The organism is Shewanella yunxiaonensis, assembly GCF_018223345.1.
Lineage (GTDB): Bacteria > Pseudomonadota > Gammaproteobacteria > Enterobacterales > Shewanellaceae > Shewanella > Shewanella yunxiaonensis.
In genome coordinates, this window is record NZ_CP073587.1 from 1,664,082 (window position 1) to 1,681,418 (window position 17,337).

14 protein-coding genes are annotated in these 17,337 nt (G+C 47.4%); 10 read left to right on the forward strand and 4 right to left on the reverse strand.

Annotated elements, in window-relative coordinates; all coding sequences use genetic code 11:
• The first annotated feature begins 79 nt into the window (after positions 1 to 79).
• Positions 80 to 952, forward strand: coding sequence for a WYL domain-containing protein (locus KDN34_RS07650; RefSeq protein ID WP_212596284.1), 873 nt, complete (start codon positions 80 to 82; stop codon positions 950 to 952).
• Positions 953 to 1,032: 80 nt separating this feature from the next.
• On the forward strand, positions 1,033 to 1,515 hold the full coding sequence (locus KDN34_RS07655) for an FKBP-type peptidyl-prolyl cis-trans isomerase (protein WP_212596285.1): 483 nt from the start codon (positions 1,033 to 1,035) through the stop codon (positions 1,513 to 1,515).
• A 59-nt stretch (positions 1,516 to 1,574) separates the two neighbouring features.
• On the opposite strand, the gene KDN34_RS07660 is transcribed toward KDN34_RS07655, so the two are convergent.
• On the reverse strand, positions 1,575 to 3,443 hold the full coding sequence (locus tag KDN34_RS07660) for a M1 family metallopeptidase (RefSeq protein ID WP_228730453.1): 1,869 nt from the start codon (positions 3,441 to 3,443) through the stop codon (positions 1,575 to 1,577).
• Between the two features lie 167 nt (positions 3,444 to 3,610).
• Between KDN34_RS07660 and KDN34_RS07665 the strand changes: the two genes are divergently transcribed.
• Positions 3,611 to 3,838 carry a DUF3389 family protein gene (locus tag KDN34_RS07665; RefSeq protein WP_212596287.1) on the forward strand — a complete coding sequence of 76 codons (228 nt, stop codon included), beginning with the start codon at positions 3,611 to 3,613 and terminating at the stop codon, positions 3,836 to 3,838.
• A 2-nt stretch (positions 3,839 to 3,840) separates the two neighbouring features.
• On the opposite strand, the gene KDN34_RS07670 is transcribed toward KDN34_RS07665, so the two are convergent.
• Positions 3,841 to 4,851 (reverse strand): glutathione S-transferase family protein, encoded by a 1,011-nt coding sequence (locus tag KDN34_RS07670; RefSeq protein ID WP_212596573.1) that lies wholly within the window; start codon positions 4,849 to 4,851, stop codon positions 3,841 to 3,843.
• A 315-nt stretch (positions 4,852 to 5,166) separates the two neighbouring features.
• On the opposite strand from KDN34_RS07670, the gene KDN34_RS07675 reads away from it, so the two are divergent.
• Entirely contained in the window at positions 5,167 to 5,661 is a 495-nt protein-coding gene (locus KDN34_RS07675) for an Hsp20 family protein (protein WP_212596288.1), read from the forward strand.
• 93 nt (positions 5,662 to 5,754) lie between these two features.
• Complete coding sequence (gene tehB, locus KDN34_RS07680; RefSeq protein WP_212596289.1) at positions 5,755 to 6,621, forward strand: SAM-dependent methyltransferase TehB; 867 nt, start codon at positions 5,755 to 5,757, stop codon at positions 6,619 to 6,621.
• Between the two features lie 60 nt (positions 6,622 to 6,681).
• Here the strand turns inward: tehB and cysK are convergent, their stop codons facing one another.
• Both cysK and cysZ read right to left on the reverse strand, forming a co-directional pair.
• A complete protein-coding gene (gene cysK, locus KDN34_RS07685; RefSeq protein ID WP_212596290.1) occupies positions 6,682 to 7,650 on the reverse strand; it encodes a cysteine synthase A in 969 nt (322 codons plus the stop codon).
• A 237-nt stretch (positions 7,651 to 7,887) separates the two neighbouring features.
• Positions 7,888 to 8,658, reverse strand: a complete 771-nt coding sequence (gene cysZ / locus KDN34_RS07690) for a sulfate transporter CysZ (RefSeq protein ID WP_212596291.1) — start codon at positions 8,656 to 8,658, stop codon at positions 7,888 to 7,890.
• Positions 8,659 to 8,865: 207 nt separating this feature from the next.
• Here cysZ and KDN34_RS07695 point away from each other — a divergent pair, with 207 nt between their 5' ends.
• The 5 genes from KDN34_RS07695 (at position 8,866) to KDN34_RS07715 (ending at position 17,309) form a co-directional block, all read left to right on the forward strand.
• Entirely contained in the window at positions 8,866 to 12,276 is a 3,411-nt protein-coding gene (locus KDN34_RS07695) for a chromosome segregation protein SMC (RefSeq protein WP_212596292.1), read from the forward strand.
• Positions 12,277 to 12,298: 22 nt separating this feature from the next.
• Positions 12,299 to 13,270, forward strand: a complete 972-nt coding sequence (zipA, locus tag KDN34_RS07700; protein ID WP_212596293.1) for a cell division protein ZipA — start codon at positions 12,299 to 12,301, stop codon at positions 13,268 to 13,270.
• A 97-nt stretch (positions 13,271 to 13,367) separates the two neighbouring features.
• The gene (gene ligA, locus KDN34_RS07705; protein ID WP_228730454.1) at positions 13,368 to 15,383 is read left to right on the forward strand and encodes an NAD-dependent DNA ligase LigA; all 2,016 of its coding nucleotides are present in this window, start codon (positions 13,368 to 13,370) and stop codon (positions 15,381 to 15,383) included.
• A gap of 85 nt (positions 15,384 to 15,468) precedes the next feature.
• Positions 15,469 to 15,939: a DUF2919 domain-containing protein gene (locus KDN34_RS07710; RefSeq protein ID WP_212596295.1), complete on the forward strand. Its 471-nt coding sequence runs from the start codon at positions 15,469 to 15,471 to the stop codon at positions 15,937 to 15,939.
• A gap of 170 nt (positions 15,940 to 16,109) precedes the next feature.
• A complete protein-coding gene (locus KDN34_RS07715; RefSeq protein ID WP_212596296.1) occupies positions 16,110 to 17,309 on the forward strand; it encodes an HD-GYP domain-containing protein in 1,200 nt (399 codons plus the stop codon).
• Positions 17,310 to 17,337 lie beyond the last annotated feature (28 nt).

A 17,337-nucleotide genomic window follows, 5' to 3' on the forward strand; every position in this document is an offset into this window, starting at 1 on the left:
TGCTAATCAAAATGATTGCCAATAATTGAGCATTTGGGTACCTTGATGATTGCTGGTTGAACTAGAACGAGAATGCATCATGGAACCCTTGCAAGAACTGAGTCATGGTCAGCGCCAACGACTGGCCTTTATTGATTTTTGTCTCCAGTATTTCGGACAAATAAGCCGCCAGGATCTGATCGGTAAATTTGCCACCGGACTGGCAGCGGCGACACGTGACTTTGCGCTTTATCGGGAGTTAGCACCGAGTAATATGAAGCTGGTGCATCCATCACGCCACTATCAACGATTGCCCACGTTTAACGCTTTATTTCATCACGATGCTGAGGTCGTCTTAGGTGGCTTGGCCCGCGGATTTGGTGATGGATTATCGCAGCCATTGATTCCCAGTCAGGTGTGTGTCGATGCGGCAAAGTTGATCCATCCGGACACCGAGGTTATTGCCGCGTTGATGCGAGCAATTCAACAAGGAGAAGTACTGACGGTGGATTATGTGTCGACGTCCTCTGGAGAAAGTCACCGTCAGATTGTACCGCATGCTCTGGTTAACAATGGTCAGCGCTGGCACGTGCGGGCATTTGATCGTCAATCACAGCAGTTTACCGATTTTGTCGTGACGCGGATTAAGACTGTAACCACGTATGAAGATGTTGCCAAACCGGCAGAACAACCTGCTGCCGACAGCGCCTGGGCCACTAACATTGAGTTGATACTCATCCCACATCCTGGGCTAACGCATCCCGAAGCAATTATGCTGGACTACCGGATGCAGGATGGCGAATTGCACTTGAGCACTAATGCCGCGCTGGCCGGTTATCTGCTGCGTGGCTGGAGTGTCGATTGTTCGTCCAAACATCAAATTAGCTCTGGAGTGTGTCAGTTAGCATTAAAAAATCTCGAGGTGCTGGCTACAATAGAACACTTAGCGATCGTACCTGGCGCAGGTCACTAACTGGCGAAATAGTGGTGGCACCGGCCGCTATCTGATAAGCTGCCGCGAATTTTTAACATTCTCGATACTGAGGATTTTGTATGAGTATTTCCAAGGATAAAGTCGTTCAGCTGAACTATACGCTGAAAGATGAGCAGGGCGCGGTGATTGAAAGCAACGAAGGGCAGGATGCTATCGCCTATTTACACGGGCATAACAATATGATGCCCGGCGTAGAGAAAGCCCTAGAAGGCAAAGATACTGGCGATAAATTTACCGTGACTTTGCCAGCGATTGAAACTTATGGCGAGCGTATTGCCAATGCAGAGCAGCGAGTTTCTGTTAAACATCTGATGGGCGCTAAAGTATGGAAGCCTGGGATGATCGCGGTGGTCAACACAGAACAGGGACAACGGCAGGTCACCGTACTGAAAGTTGGCAAATTTATGGTGACTGTAGATACCAATCATCCGCTGGCCGGACGTGAGTTGACTTTTGATCTCGAAGTTAAAGATGTTCGCGATGCTACTGCGGAAGAAGTCGCTCATGGTCACGCTCATGGTGATGGCGGCCATCACCATTAAGCCGTTTTGATAAAATAGCCCGGCTTTAGCACGGGCTATTTTAGCTTGTTATCCAATCTTTATTTAAACAGTGGTGCGATAACGCTGATGGTCAAAGGGTGATAAGCCGCTTTCGCTTGTTCAAAAATCTGTTTTCCCCATGCTTTTTCTGGTGAAGCCGCCAGTTTTTCATACAAGGGTTTTACCAGGCGCAAACGGCCAATTCGGTTAAGGTATTCGCCTAATGCTGGTTTGACCGCATAGTCACCGTAATCCAGTGCCAATGAGAACCAGGAGAAAGCGATTTCATCATTGCCGGTATGGCTAAAATCAAACTGCTGATCCAACTGTTGTAATTGGGCCAAGCTTAACGCATTTGCGCTGGCTTTAGCCGGCATTTGATTCAGAAAATGTAACCATTGCTGGGCATTCCAATCTTTGGTTGATAACTGATTAAGTTTTTTGCTGCCGGCGAGCCAAGCGGTTCTGGCCGCTTCAACAGGTTTGAATGAATCAGAGGTAGGGATCGGCGTTGAGGCTGGCATGCCTTCACCGTACAACCAAGTATCGATCTCCTCTTTGGCAACTGTACCCGGATAAACCGACAGGAGATGTTGCTCCAGGTAGTTCTCAAAGGTCTCAGTATCAATGCTTTGGAAGGCAAAATGCGCAAAATACTGTTTCACGAAAGCATCGAAATGTTTACGACCAAATTTTTGTTCCAGATAGACCAGAAATAGCTGACCCTTGGTATAAGGAATATCGCTAAAGGAAGTGTCTGGATCCAGCCCTTTAAGATCAGGATGTAAAGAGGTGAGTGCCACCGGCAGATCTTTTATCTCTTTCAACAATTCCCCATAGGAAATGGTGCGTTCCATTTTAGCGCGTTCAACGCCGTACAGATCTTCCACCACGCGGTTTTCTACATAGCTGGTAAAGCCTTCATTTAACCAGATATCGCGCCAGCAGGCGTTTGTAACCAGATTTCCAGACCATGAATGTGCCAGTTCGTGCGCAATTACGCTAACCAGACTGCGGTCCCCGGCAATTAATGTCGGCGTGATAAACGACAGTTTAGGGTTTTCCATACCGCCGAAGGGAAAGCTAGGCGGAAGGATCAATAAGTCATAGCGTCCCCAGCGATAATGACCATAACGCTGTTCGACGGTGTCGATCATTTTAGGCGTATCTGCGAATTCATATTGCGCCTGCTTTAACTGCTCTGGCTCCGCCCAGACACCGGAACGTGCATCGAAAGCTGCAAATTTGAGGTTACCTGCGGCGATAGCGATTAAGTATGACGGGATCGCCTGTGGCATTACAAAGCGGGTAACGGTATCACTGACCGGATGCCGGTCAGCGCTCATTAATACGGTCAACCCTTTGGGGGCGGTAATGGTCGCGGCGTAGCTAGCGCGGATAGACGGTGTATCCTGCAATGGCATCCAGCTGCGTGCGTGAATAGCTTCGTTTTGACTGAACAGAAACGGTTGCTTTTTGCCAAGTGTTTGCGCCGCCGTCAGCCATTGCAACCCACTGGCATCGGGTGAGCTTAAATGGGCGATGCGTACTTGTTGTGGCTGCAATGCTTCCGTATCTATGGTGAGTTTTTGTCCTAGTACCGGGTCTTTCGCTGCCAGTGTGAACTTAAGCGGCTGCCAGTCACCATTGCTAGTGAGCCCCTCAACTTTGGTGATCGTCAGGTCACGTGTATCAAGAATTAATGGGGCTTTGGGATGCAACCATTTGAGATCTAATGTCGTCGTGCCGCGGATCTGCTTTTGAGTGAAATCCAGCGTGAGTTGCAAGTCGATGTGGCGGGTTTGCACATCCTGGGTATTCGCATAACTGAATTCATCAGTCACTACTGCGTTAGCCAGCGGCGACAGCAAGAGAAGTGACAATGTCAGCCACACTGCGCGTGAGCGTTTTAAAGAGAATAATGACAAATCAAACATCCTTAAATAAAGAAAATACATGACGGCCTGAGGCGCGCATGCCAAATTAATGCGCCCGAGATTATACTGCGGCCAGTCAAGTTAGCCATCTGGGGGTTGTTATGATCTTGCCTGAGTTTTTGTGGCTGGTTAAAACTAAAACGTAAGGAAATATCTCGATGAATCTTAATTTTTCTACTGGTCGGATATTATTGGGACAGCATGAACTGCAGGTGCGTTTGCAAGCATCCAAAGTGGTTATGACCGTGTTGCCTGATGATATCCGACTGTTGTCAGATGCCAGATTGTTATTGGCTGATGCGGGGGCAGTTCGTTGGCAGTTGACGTTAGACGATAACGAACAACTGCAACAAATTGCCGATTTTTATGGGATAGAAGTCGAGTGAGTTCAGCTTTCTAACCGATGCCGTTGATGCGGTAGTGAAAAGTCCTGCAAAGGTCCTTTAGGAACGATGCGCGTGGGATTTATTTCGCCGTGGCTATAGTAGTAATGCTGTTTGATGTGTTCAAAATTCACCGTTTCAGCAATTCCGGGGTACTGATACAGATCGCGCACATAAGCAGATAGCTGCGGATAGTCCTGTAATCGCTGACGGTTGGTTTTGAAATGACCAAAATACACAGCATCAAAGCGGATCAAGGTTGTGAACAGACGCCAATCAGCCTCCGTAAGCTGATTGCCAGTCAAATAACGGTGTTGAGCTAAGCGTTGCTCCAACCAATCAAGAGTACTAAACAGCTGATCAAATGCTTGTTCATAAGCTTGTTGACTGGTCGCAAAGCCAGCCCGGTAGACTCCGTTGTTGATATCGCGATAAATGCGGCTATTGAGAGAATCTATTTCTGTGCGCAGAGCCTTTGGATAGAAATCCAGTGTGTTCCCGGTCAGTCCATTGAAAGCGCTGTTAAACATCCGGATAATATCCGCCGATTCGTTACTGACGATGGTATTGGTTTTCGTATCCCACAAAACGGGCACCGTTACGCGTCCAGAATAGTCAGGGGCGGCTCTAAGATATAACTGGTACAGATAATCACTGCCAAATAGTGGGTCGGCTTCGGCGCCTGCGATATGGTGTGCACTCTGGCTTTGATGGGCGCCGGCAAATTCCCAACCATTTTCAAGCATGTGAGGCTCGACGACAGTCACCGGGATAATGGCTTGCAGATCTTTTAACGCTCTAAAAATCAATGTGCGGTGGGCCCATGGACACGCGAGTGACACAAACAGATGGTAGCGATTGGCTTCAGCTTTGAACCCACTATGACCACTAGGTCCAGCACCGCCATCAGTAGTGACCCAATGCCGGAAGCGCGCATCTTCGCGTAAAAATTCTCCACCAGTGTTATCAGTATCATACCATTGATCAACCCAGCGCCCTTGTTGCAGCAACCCCATGATGTAGCCTTCATTCAAATTAAATCAGTTACAGTGTATTAAGCAGTAACTCAGATATAAAGTCGCAAAAACTACCTCTTTCATACTAATAAATAGAAAGGACTTCACTTGCAGTCCAATATTCCTTGGATTGCCATTGGTTAAAAGATAGTCAATTAATCGGCTTTCACTTGAAAAGCAGTTACCAGACCTTATTTAGTCTGTGTCGATGATGAAAGTTCATCTTAGACAATGACCGCGCCATCGGGCGGTCACTTATCCAGGGCGCGATGTATTCGGCCCGTTAATTTACATATTGCTTACGAGGATATGACTATGCGTAACTATGATTTGACCCCTCTTTATCGCAGTGCAATTGGTTTTGATCGCCTTGCCCGTTTAGCTGAGCTGGCTGCCAATAATAATGGCAATGCCGGTTATCCCCCTTATAACATTGAGCTGAAGGGCGAAAACCATTATCGCATTACTATGGCTGTAGCCGGGTTCGCGATGGAAGAGTTGGAGATTACCAGTGAAGGTGAAAAACTGGTGGTAAAAGGCACTAAGAATACTGAACAACCAGAACGTCAGTATTTGTACCAAGGTATTGCTGAACGGGGCTTTGAACGTACGTTCCAGTTGGCCGATTTTGTCACTGTAGAAGGTGCTCATCTGGAAAATGGCTTGCTGAATATTGAATTGGTCAGAGAGATCCCTGAAGCAATGAAACCGCGCAAAATTGAAATTGGTGCCATTGATAGCAAAGTGTTGGAAGGCGAAGCCACCCGTCAACAGGATGCTAAAATAGCGCAGGCACAACCTGCTGCCTAATCTGCTGTTAGATATCACAAGCCAGTCCTCGCGACTGGCTTTGTGTTTTTATCGGTGTTATTGATGCGTAACCATGTTGAATAAGAGAGACCTATGGAACAGTTGATTTGCTATAAGAGCCTACCGCTATGGCACAAGGATTCTTTGCCAGAAGATGTGATGCAGAAACACAACACAACTGAAGGGACCTGGGCGCAACTAGAGATCAAAAAAGGTCAGTTATGCCTCGAGTTACTGACCGACACTGGCGAGGTTAGTGATAGTGCTGAGTTTGATGTTAAACATCAGCCAGCATTAATCGCACCACAGCAGTGGCACCGCATTCACTCCGTGACTGATGACATTGAATGCCAATTAAATTTCTTCTGCAGTGCAGAAGATTACTATATTAAAAAGCAATACGATCTCAGCAAAACGCATTCAGAAGTGGTCGCCGCAATACCGTATTTGCAAGGTGACAAGGCGCTGGATCTGGGTTGTGGGCACGGCCGGAATAGTTTATATCTCAATCTTAAAGGCTATGATGTTACCAGCTATGACAAAAACGGCGAAAGCATCGCTTATTTGCAGCAGTTGATTGCACAAGAAGCACTGGAAGGCATTCAGGCAAGTCAGCAGGATCTGGCTGAATTGCAGATTGAAGGTGATTTCGATTTCATTCTGTCTACTGTGGTCTTTATGTTTCTCAATCCGCAGACCGTGCCAGGGCTGATCGCGCAGATGCAACAACATACTCTGCCTGGTGGTGTTAATTTGATTGTGTCAGCCATGGATACAGAAGACTTTCCCTGTTCTGTGGGTTTTCCCTTCACTTTTAAAACCAATGAATTGCTCGATTATTATGAAGGCTGGGACATCGTCAAATATAATGAAAATGTCGGTGAACTGCATAAACGCGATGAGCAGGGGAATTTCATCAAGTTACGGTTTGCAACCTTGCTGGCGCGTAAACCAGAGTAATCAAACTCAGCGTTATCAATAAAAAAACCCGCATAAAGCGGGTTTTTTTGAAGCTATCAATTACTGCTGATTTTCCATATCACCAAACTGGCCAACAAACAGCGGAGATGACAGATAACGTTCGGCGGCAGACGGCAGAATGGCGACAATGGTTTTGTCTTTGAATTCTGGTAGCGCTGCCAGACGTGCGGCAGCCACCACTGCAGCACCTGAAGAGATCCCCACCAGAATCCCTTCCTCTTTCATCAGGCGATGCGCCATGGCGATTGCGTCATCAGAGGCAACAGTTTCAACACGGTCAATCAACTCTAAATCCAAGTTGCCTGGGATAAAGCCTGCACCAATACCTTGGATTTTATGTGGACCTGGTTGCACCGGTTCGCCAGCCAGGGTCTGAGTAATTACCGGTGATTCTGCAGGTTCTACGGCAACAGCGGTGATCGCTTTGCCTTGAGTCTTTTTAATATAACGACTGATCCCAGTGATAGTGCCACCAGTACCGACGCCAGCAATGACGACATCAACTTTACCGTCAGTGTCGTTCCAGATTTCTGGGCCAGTAGTCTTTTCGTGGATTTCTGGGTTAGCAGGATTAGAAAACTGTTGCAGAATAATGTACTTATCCGGATCGGTTAAACGGATTTCCTCGGCTTTTTCAATTGCGCCCTTCATGCCCTTAGCGCCTTCAGTCAGCACCAGGTTAGCCCCAAGTGCTTTCAGCAGTTTGCGGCGTTCGAGACTCATGGTGTTAGGCATGGTCAGCGTCAGCTTATAACCACGGGCTGCCGCTACATAGGCGAGGGCGATACCGGTATTACCGGAAGTCGGTTCAATCAGTTCTTTGTCTTTGGTGAGCAAACCTCTCTTCTCAGCATCCCAAATCATATTGGCGCCGATACGGCATTTAACGCTGAAACTCGGATTGCGGGACTCCACCTTGGCAAGAATGTTGCCATTGCCGATTCGATTGAGGCGTACCAGCGGAGTATTACCAATGGTATAAGAGTTGTCTTGGAAGATTTTGCTCATAGCTTTATTAGCTCCTTAATTTGCACCTCACAAGCATAAGTCCCTTTATATCAAAGAGAAGTGAAACTTTGTTCTTCTTTATTCAATTTAGTTATTACATGATTTCATGATATTAGTGAGATAAAGAAGTCACTATGCTTGAAACTCACAGGTACGAGGCTGACATTCTGCTTGAGTATAGGATACTGCATAAAAAAAATGCTCACCGGAGTGAGCATTTCGAATACACCCTATACACTATTCTGGCGCGACTTTGGCGTTGCGGTATGTGGCTCGATAACGGTCAACCCACATAGCTGTTGCGCCACAAATGGCCACAGGCATAACGATGAAGTTCAGTACGGGGACCATTGAGAATAATGTCACCGCTACGCCAAAACTGACACTGGCCCCTTTGGTTTGCTTGAGGGCAAACTTCATGTCGTTAAACGGGACTTTATGATTATCAAACGGGTAATCGCAGTACTGGATTGCCATCATCCAGGCACTGAAGAAAAACCAGAGCACCGGAAATACCGTCTGTCCGGCAACCGGAACAAAAAATAGCAGCAGCACAATAATAGCGCGCGGCAGGTAATATTTAAGCTTCTGCCATTCGCGGCCAAATATACGAGGTAAATCCTTAACTAAATCTAAAGTGCCACCTGTATATAACGGTTTACCCGTCAATAGTTGCTCGGTTTTCTCCGCTAACAAGCCGTTAAATGGCGCAGAGATCCAATTCATCACTGAACTGAATATAAACGACAGCAGTATCAATAACGTCACAATTGCCAAAGGCCAAAGGATCACATTGAGCCAACTGAGATAATCCGGCAGGTGACTTTGGATCCAGCCAAAGACGACATCAAGTTGCTGAACTGCAAAATAGATGGCAAAGCCAAAAAGAATCAAATTTACCAATAATGGGATTAACACAAAGCGCCGTAATCCTGGACGTTTGATCAGACTAAGTCCATCCCAAAAGTAGCTGATCCCACTTTTTTTGAGGTTGAGGCTAGATGGCATAAACAAACTCCCTAAAGCATCTCGTCATAGGCCTGATTTTGAGTAACCATGCGCACGAAAACAAGCGAAAATCATCGATAAGTACATAAAAAGCGTTACAAAATGCATGTTGCTTTGTTAAAGTGAGTTTACTTTTCATAAGGGCATACTGTCGTTATCGCCTTTAATTATCTTCGTTATTTTTCAAGTGATTGGCATCGGAAATAGATGAGACTCAAACAGATAAAACTTGCGGGCTTTAAATCGTTTGTCGATGCCACCAAAATCCCTTTTCTCAATCCGCTGACGGCAGTCATTGGCCCCAATGGTTGTGGTAAATCCAACGTGATTGATGCGGTACGATGGGTGCTGGGGGAGAGCTCCGCCAAAAATCTGCGCGGTGATTCCTGGGCTGATGTGATCTTCAATGGTTCAAATGCTCGTAAGCCGGTATCGGTCGCCAGCGTGGAACTGGTGTTCGATAACACGGAAGGGCGTATCGGTGGCGCTTACGCCAGTTATGATGAATTGGCGGTGCGGCGCCAGGTCTCCCGAGACGGCGAGAATTTGTATTATCTCAATGGACAAAAATGTCGTCGTAAAGACATTACCGATATCTTTATGGGAACCGGTCTTGGTCCGCGAAGTTATGCAATTATTGGCCAGGGAACGATTTCCCGACTGATCGAATGTAAACCGCAAGAGCTTCGGGTGTTTATCGAAGAGGCCGCTGGGATCTCCCGTTATAAAGAGCGTCGGCGCGATACCGAAAACCGCATTCGCCATACCCGTGAAAATTTAGACCGTCTTGGTGACATTCGCAGCGAACTGGGTAAGCAACTGGAAAAACTCACCATCCAGGCTCAGGCAGCAAAGCGTTATCGCGAATATAAGCAACAGGAGCGCTCTCTGCATGCACAATTGCTGGTGATGCGTTATTTGGAATTGCATCAACTGGCTGAAGTCGAAAATGATGAAATCAAGCGCTTGGAAACAGAGCAGTTGCGACTGCAAACGGCAGCTGAACATCTGACATTGCAACTGACAGAATTAAAGTTACAACAGGATGATCAGGAAGATATAGAACAGCGGCAGGTTGCCGATTATTACCAGTCCAATACTGATATTGCCAAAGCTGAGCAACAGATTAAATTTCTGCGCGAACGAGATCAGCATCTGGCGAAAGAGTTGCAACGACTACTGGCTCAGCAACAACAGTTGCAGCAGGCAATGCAGATTGTGGGTGAAAAAGAGCAGCAACTTACTCAAACCGTGGCCAGTCTAAAGCCGATTCAGGAACAACTGGATGAAGCCCAGTGGGAACTGACGGGGCAGTTGGAAACGCTGGAAGAGCAATTGCAGCAAATCACCATTAAATCGCAGCAAGCATCGTCAGCGTTGAGTGAACTACGGCATCAACAGGAACTGGCCGTTACTCGAGAGCAACACTTTAAACAGCAATTAGAGCAAGACCGTCAACAACTAGTCCTGCTCACTGACAGACTTTCGCAAGAGCAGGTAAGCGATAGCACCGCACAATCTGCGCTTGCGCAGCAATTAACGGCGGCGCAACAACAACTGCAGTTAGTGCAGCAACAGTCTGAGCCACTACAACAGCAAAAAGCGTCCTCACAGGCGCAGTTTGTTGAAGCGCAACAATTCCTGCAACAGCAACAACAACAGCTATCAGCATTGCAAACTCGGCACCAAATGTTGAGTCAGTGGCTGGCAGCGCAGCAACCTCAAACCGATAACGCTGATTGGTTACAGCTATGGCAAGAGATCTCTATTGCAGCCGGGTGGGAACAAACTGTCGAGCAATGGTTGCACCCGATACTGGCTAAGGTTGTTGGTGAGGATAGCGCTCAACCTGGTTTTATTCGCACTGAACTTCGAACTTGGGGGCCAGTGTCGGCACCAGTTAATCTCAGCCCTTGGTTGGCACCGATAAAATGGGTTGAAACAACCAGTGAAGCGCAAGCGCTGCAACCCACATTAAGTGCATCTGAGATTATTCTTTGCGCTGAAGGTTCTGTGTGGGGGCGCGGCTTTAACTGGCCTTTGCTAGCGGATCAGCACTCCTTAGTGGCCATGACCAACGAACAGTCGGAATTGGTGGTCGCTATTGCCGAAGCTGAACTGAGGCTAGCGCATGCGCAAGAGGGGTTGCAGCAAGCACAAGCATTGGTAACAGCGAATGCCACTGAACAAGAACAGTGGCAACAGCAATTACAGCAGCTGCGCCTTCATCACGCCAAAGCGCAGATGGCGCTGGATAATGCCCGCGAAAGAGAAATACAACTTGCGCAGCAACGCCAGCAATTACAAGATGATAAATCTGCACTGGCAGAACGTATTGCCAGCCACGAACTCGATCTTGAAGCCTTGATTGAAAGTCAATTTGCTGCAGATGACGAACTCTATCAGAAGCAAGGGGACGAACGACGCTACAGCGAGCAGGTGGCAAGTCTGACCAGCCAACGTATCGCAGTGAAGAGTAAGCTAAGCGATATTGAACGCCAACTGCGTGATATTAACCGTCAGTTGAATGAACAGCAGACGGGACTGGCATTAATTCAACAGCAAGCGACCCAATTGCAGTCTCAGCAACAGCAATTGCAGCAACAACTGACGGAACTCCAGGAAGACCGGCAGCAACATACCCCGCAGGGGGATGCTATTGATGTGCTGGAACAACAGTTACAGCAATTACTGACGATGCAACAACAGCAGAGTCAGATACTGGAGCAGACCCGGGCGCGAATAGCCGACTTGCAAAAACAAAATGAAGCTATCACTTTAAAGCAAAAACAACAGCTTGCAGATGTTGATCACTTGACTCAATCTATCAGCACGCTAAAGTTACGTCGCGAAGGGTTAAAGGGGCAGGCTGAGAGCCAACTGGTGCAATTGCAGGAGCAGCAAATTCAGTTAGCGGAAATTGCCGATAATTTACCTGCTGACGCCACTACAGAAAAGTGGCAAGCCGAACTGGATACAGTGCGTAATCGTATCAGTCGTCTGGGGGCTATCAACCTGGCTGCGATTGATGAATTCGAACAGCAAAAAGAGCGTAAAAATTATCTTGATGAACAGGATAAGGATTTAAATCAAGCGCTGGCGAGTCTGGAAGAAGCAATACGCCGCATTGATCGTGAAACGCGTAGCCGGTTTAAGACGACCTTCGATCAGGTCAATAGTGGCTTGGGTGAGTTGTTTCCCAAAGTATTCGGTGGTGGCAGTGCCTATCTGGCGTTAACTGATGATGATTTACTGGAAACTGGTGTCACCATCATGGCGCGGCCACCTGGTAAAAAGAACAGCACAATCCACCTACTTTCCGGTGGAGAAAAGGCGTTGACCGCTTTATCATTGGTGTTTGCTATCTTCAGGCTCAATCCGGCACCATTTTGTATGTTGGATGAAGTAGATGCACCACTGGACGATGCTAACGTTGACCGCTTCTGCAGACTGTTGCAGGAGATGTCACAGAATGTACAGTTTATCTATATCAGCCATAATAAAATTACCATGGAAATGGCGGATCAGCTGATAGGGGTAACTATGCATGAGCCTGGGGTATCGCGTATTGTCGCGGTCAATATAGAAGAAGCAGTCGCCATGGCCGACGCAGGATAACAACAGGAATAACAGGTAACCAATGGAAGATTTTCGACTGGTATTGGCCGTCTTGGCAGCAATCGCCATCATCGCCGTTTTAGTCCACGGGTTCTGGTCTATTCGCAAACAGCAAGCCAAACCTTTGAAAGAGAAACCCATGGCCGGGTTTTATCGGGAGCAAGTTGCGCGTCGGGACCCAGAAGGATTTGATTCAGATGGCATCGGTGAAGTCAGAATTCGTAAAGCGTCACCGGATGATAAGCCACCAAAACTGAAATCAAATCGTGTTCGGCGTGACGTCGTTCAACCAAAAACGGCACCTCTGGAAGACGATATCATTGAGGATATTGACCACGAGGATGAGGCGTTTGAGTTATCCGCCACTGAAGCGCGCCCCAGCCGTAAAGGGAGTAAATCTCTGCGACAGGAGCCATTACTCGGTGATGAGGAGCTACTTGAACAAGAACTGCAAATGGAATTGGAGCTACCTGCTGAAGATAGCGAAGCTTTAGAACCCACTGTTGCATCAGAACAATACGATGAAGAGTTGACCGCAGATATCGCAGAGCCTGCCACCACTACCGCCAATACAGAGGTGTTTGAGCCGAAAGACGTTCTGGTGTTGCATGTTGTAGCTCGCCCCGGAAAAACGCTGAGTGGTGCTGAGTTGCTGCCTTGTTTGTTAGCGTTAAATTTTAAATACGGCGACATGCAGATTTTTCATCGTCACGAAGATCATGCTGGGCATGGTAAGGTTTTGTTTTCATTAGCTAACATGGTAAAACCAGGGATATTTGATCCCGATAATATGGAACAGTTTTCCACCCATGGAATAGTGTTGTTTATGACAATTCCATGTGCCTCAGATCCGGTGATGAGTTTTTCAATCATGCTGAATTCTGCATCACAACTGGCGGATGACCTGGACGCATTGTTGCTAGATGGTGAGCGTAATCCGTGGCAGTTATCTACTAAGAAAGAATATCTGGAACGCATTAAAGCTAACAGCTGAAGCGTTGTTGGCTGGCATTCTTAGGCGTTGATTGCGCCGTAATAAATACTCATGATACTGGCCGCAGATGCGGCCTTTATTTTCAGCGGACCTTTTTATGCAACTCACTACTGAACAAGAAATCGATCAACTGATCCGCGAGATTAACGAACACAATATCCGTTACTACGTGGATGATAATCCCTCAATTCCCGATGCTGAATATGATCGCTTGATGCGACGATTGCAGTCTTTAGAGGCCGAAAATCCGCAACTTTTGCGAGCTGATTCGCCCAGTCGCCGAGTGGGCGGCGCGGCCTTGGCCAAATTTGAGCAGGTGACACATCTCAAGCCGATGTTGAGTCTGGATAACGTGTTCGATGATGCCGAATTTTCCGCATTTCACAAACGAGTCAGTGATAGGGTTGGTGATGTGCAATATTGCTGTGAGCCGAAGTTGGATGGTCTTGCAGTGAGTATGCTTTACCGTGATGGCGTATTGGAACGTGCAGCGACGCGCGGTGATGGTGCGGTAGGTGAAGATATCACCGAAAACGTGCGGACCATTAAATCGATTCCGTTGAAGTTGTGCGGCAGTGGTTATCCGCCACTGCTGGAAGTTCGTGGCGAAGTGTTTATGCCGCGGGCAGCGTTTGATGCACTCAATGAACGGGCTCGTGTACGTAACGAAAAAGTTTTTGTGAACCCAAGAAATGCAGCGGCAGGCAGTTTGCGACAACTTGATAGTAAAATCACTGCCTCAAGATCGCTGGCTTTTTATGCTTATGCCCTAGGGGTGGTTGAACCTGAAGGGTTTGCCATGGCAGATACCCATCGCGGTCAATTGGCGCAATTGCAGCAATGGGGCTTGCCGGTAAGCAGTGAGATTAAACTGGCGGATTCATTGGCGGAAGTAGAGGCCTATTACCAGCAGATAATGGCACGGCGTCCGACACTGGCATTTGATATTGATGGTGTGGTGTTTAAGGTCAATAGCATTGCCGCCCAGCAAGCATTAGGTTTTGTTGCTAAGGCACCTCGTTGGGCCATTGCGTATAAATTTCCAGCACAGGAAGAGATGACAGTGTTGGAAGGTGTTGATTTTCAGGTGGGACGTACCGGGGCGGTGACGCCTGTGGCGCGCTTAAAGCCGGTGTTTGTCGGTGGTGTCACGGTGTCCAACGCCACATTGCATAATGCCGATGAAATAGAACGTTTAGGCGTGAAAGTGGGGGATACTGTTATTATTCGGCGCGCAGGGGATGTGATCCCTCAAGTGGTCGCTGTAGTGCTGGAAAAACGTCCCGAATATGCTGAAGCTATTCAATTCCCCCACGATTGCCCAGTGTGTGGTTCATTGGTTGAACGTATTGAAGGCGAAGCCGTTGCGCGTTGTACCGGAGGTTTGTTTTGTAAGGCTCAGCGGAAAGAGGCAATCAAGCATTTTGCATCTCGAAAGGCGATGGATATTGATGGGCTTGGCGATAAAATTGTTGAGCAGTTAATCGATAAAGAACTGATCGAAAGTCCGGCGGATCTGTTTCGTCTCAGTGTCTCTACGCTAGCATCGCTTGAACGCATGGGCATTAAATCTGCGGAAAACCTCAAAGTGGCATTGAACGCAGCTAAAACCACAACACTATCCAAGTTTTTGTATTCTTTGGGGATCCGTGAGGTTGGCGAAGCGACTGCGGCCAATCTTGCCCATCATTTTAAAACGTTAGACGCACTGCGACAGGCAAGTGTTGAACAGTTAATGGCGGTGGAAGATGTGGGCAATGTGGTGGCGCAGCACGTGGTACATTTTTTTGCACAGCCCCATAACCAACAGGTAATCGATACCTTAATTAGTGCTGATATTGGTGTGCACTGGCCTATGATTGAAACGCCAGATGAAGAAGCGCAACCGCTTAAGGGCCAGACCTGGGTCCTCACGGGGACGCTCACCCAATTTAGCCGCAGTGATGCTAAAGCCAGGTTAGAAGCGCTGGGTGCCAAGGTGGCGGGCAGCGTGTCAAAAAATACCGATTGTGTGGTTGCCGGTGAAGCCGCCGGCTCTAAGTTAACCAAAGCTACCGAGTTAGGGGTGCGGGTTATAGATGAGCAGCAATTGGTGGCGCTTCTCAATGATTGACATCCCATATTTAAGCAACTGACTTGAAAAAGCCCAGCGGCAGCGCCATGTCATCTGTTCCTGACCCCAAACACCCGGAATTGAGATGTTCAGAATAGAGGATGTTCACTGGCTTGATGATCATGGACATGTGCGTCCCCCGCTGATGTTGTACCTATTGTTGCTGTTTCTGGCGCGGGGCTGGGCAATCTTTGTGATGTCACTGACGATTGCCAGTGACCGTTCTGAACTGGTGAAATTATTCTATCCTGATCGGTCAGACTTTTTGATCGCGCTGGCGGCAGGTAGTGGTGCGGTTTTCGCGTTTTTTCTGGTTATCGCTGAACGTCGGCGTAAACCTTTATGGTTGAGACCGTTATTTGGGTCTTTGCGGCTGCTACTGGCAGTGTTGCTGACAGTAGAAGCGGTTTTGTTAGTGATACGACTTAGTCATCTCACTTTCTTATTCGACTGGCCCATGGCATTAGATGGTTTATTGCTGTTTTGGTCAGCCATTTATCTGTATCACTCTCGTCATCTAAAAGCGTATGTGGCTGATTGGCCTCTCGGGGAATAACTACCAATACAGATAGGTTTGCTCCTGAACTATTTTCATCCAAAGCATCAGCGATATCATATTTTTATTGAAAAAAGCTTCCGTATTCAATCGGTTGAACTATAGTTGTAAAATTCTCGTAATATTTACCTGATTGATATCAACACAATCGTTTGCGATAGGGGAATTAAGTGGCTAAAACCGAGGAAATCCATCTGCCAGTATCGCAGTTGCAGAAGGGTATTACGGTCAAACTACCGCTATCATGGACGGATCATCCTTTTCTGTTTAATAAAATCGAGATTACCTCGGATGCGCAGATCCAGATGATCCAAAAGTTGGGTGTGCCTTATGTTATTTTGCTATCTGGCACACTTAAATCAGCAAAGTCGGTGAATGCGCCGGCCCCGCGCGTTCAGAAAAAGTCAATTAATCAACTCACTGAACAGGAACAGCAAGCGCGTAAACATATGCGCCAGAGCCAGACGCAATTTGTCGGCTCCATTAACGGCATCCGAGGTGTTTTGGGAAAAGTGGTCAGCGATCCCGAGGGCGCAATACGAGAAGCCTCGGTGCTGGTTGAGGCAATGCTGGAACAGTTATACGGCGCTGAAAACGTTAAGCTGGCATTGGTAACCTCTGGCGAAGCTCATCCGACAGCAACGCAACATGGTGTATCAGTTGCTGCGCTATCGATGATGATTGCTAAGAATCTGCAAATGTCGAAGCCTGAAATTCGTACTATTGCAACGGGGGCTTTGTTGCATGACATCGGCAAATTTAAGGTACCTGAAGCTATTCGAAATAAGCGCGGCCCGCTGACTGTGCCAGAGAAAAATTTTATCGCAATGCATCCCAATTATGGATATGAGATGTTAAAGCGCAGTGGACTTTACGGTGATGATGTATTGGATATTGTGTTACATCATCATGAGTTTGTAGACGGCAGCGGCTATCCCAATGGGTTGAAGGGCCATGAGATTTCAAAAACCACACAAATCGTGTCATTGGTAAACGATTACGACAGTTTTCTTTGGCGGGATGAAATTGCATCACCGCAAATCGCTTTGGGGTATCTGTTTAAAACCCGATCAGAGCAACATAGCGACGAGTTGATCCAAGCACTCGTTAAAATTCTTGGAATTTATCCGCCCGGTACTCTAGTCAAGCTTACCGATAATACCTTCGCGAAAGTTGTGGTAACGACAGACGACGTTAAACATCCGCAGGTTTGGTGTTGCCAACCCGATGGCAGCAAAGGCCATTATCGCTTTTTACCGCAAGAAGACGTCAGTGTTGACAGTGTGATTAAACTAGAAGATCTCAGTGAGGGCGCACGTAAAACGCTACGGTTGAATACAGGGATTAGCTTTTATTTTTGCCATCAGTAATCATTCAAGAATCATTTTTTTTAACGTC

What these genes read in the sequence shown, in the direction of transcription:
- KDN34_RS07650 (WP_212596284.1), top strand. Translation starts at nt 80, where the DNA reads ATGGAACCCTTGCAAGAACTGAGTCATGGTCAGCGCCAACGACTGGCC.
- KDN34_RS07655 (WP_212596285.1), top strand. Translation starts at nt 1,033, where the DNA reads ATGAGTATTTCCAAGGATAAAGTCGTTCAGCTGAACTATACGCTGAAA.
- KDN34_RS07665 (WP_212596287.1), top strand. Translation starts at nt 3,611, where the DNA reads ATGAATCTTAATTTTTCTACTGGTCGGATATTATTGGGACAGCATGAA.
- KDN34_RS07670 (WP_212596573.1), bottom strand. Translation starts at nt 4,851, where the DNA reads ATGGGGTTGCTGCAACAAGGGCGCTGGGTTGATCAATGGTATGATACT.
- KDN34_RS07675 (WP_212596288.1), top strand. Translation starts at nt 5,167, where the DNA reads ATGCGTAACTATGATTTGACCCCTCTTTATCGCAGTGCAATTGGTTTT.
- tehB (WP_212596289.1), top strand. Translation starts at nt 5,755, where the DNA reads ATGGAACAGTTGATTTGCTATAAGAGCCTACCGCTATGGCACAAGGAT.
- cysK (WP_212596290.1), bottom strand. Translation starts at nt 7,650, where the DNA reads ATGAGCAAAATCTTCCAAGACAACTCTTATACCATTGGTAATACTCCG.
- cysZ (WP_212596291.1), bottom strand. Translation starts at nt 8,658, where the DNA reads ATGCCATCTAGCCTCAACCTCAAAAAAAGTGGGATCAGCTACTTTTGG.
- KDN34_RS07695 (WP_212596292.1), top strand. Translation starts at nt 8,866, where the DNA reads ATGAGACTCAAACAGATAAAACTTGCGGGCTTTAAATCGTTTGTCGAT.
- zipA (WP_212596293.1), top strand. Translation starts at nt 12,299, where the DNA reads ATGGAAGATTTTCGACTGGTATTGGCCGTCTTGGCAGCAATCGCCATC.
- ligA (WP_228730454.1), top strand. Translation starts at nt 13,368, where the DNA reads ATGCAACTCACTACTGAACAAGAAATCGATCAACTGATCCGCGAGATT.
- KDN34_RS07710 (WP_212596295.1), top strand. Translation starts at nt 15,469, where the DNA reads ATGTTCAGAATAGAGGATGTTCACTGGCTTGATGATCATGGACATGTG.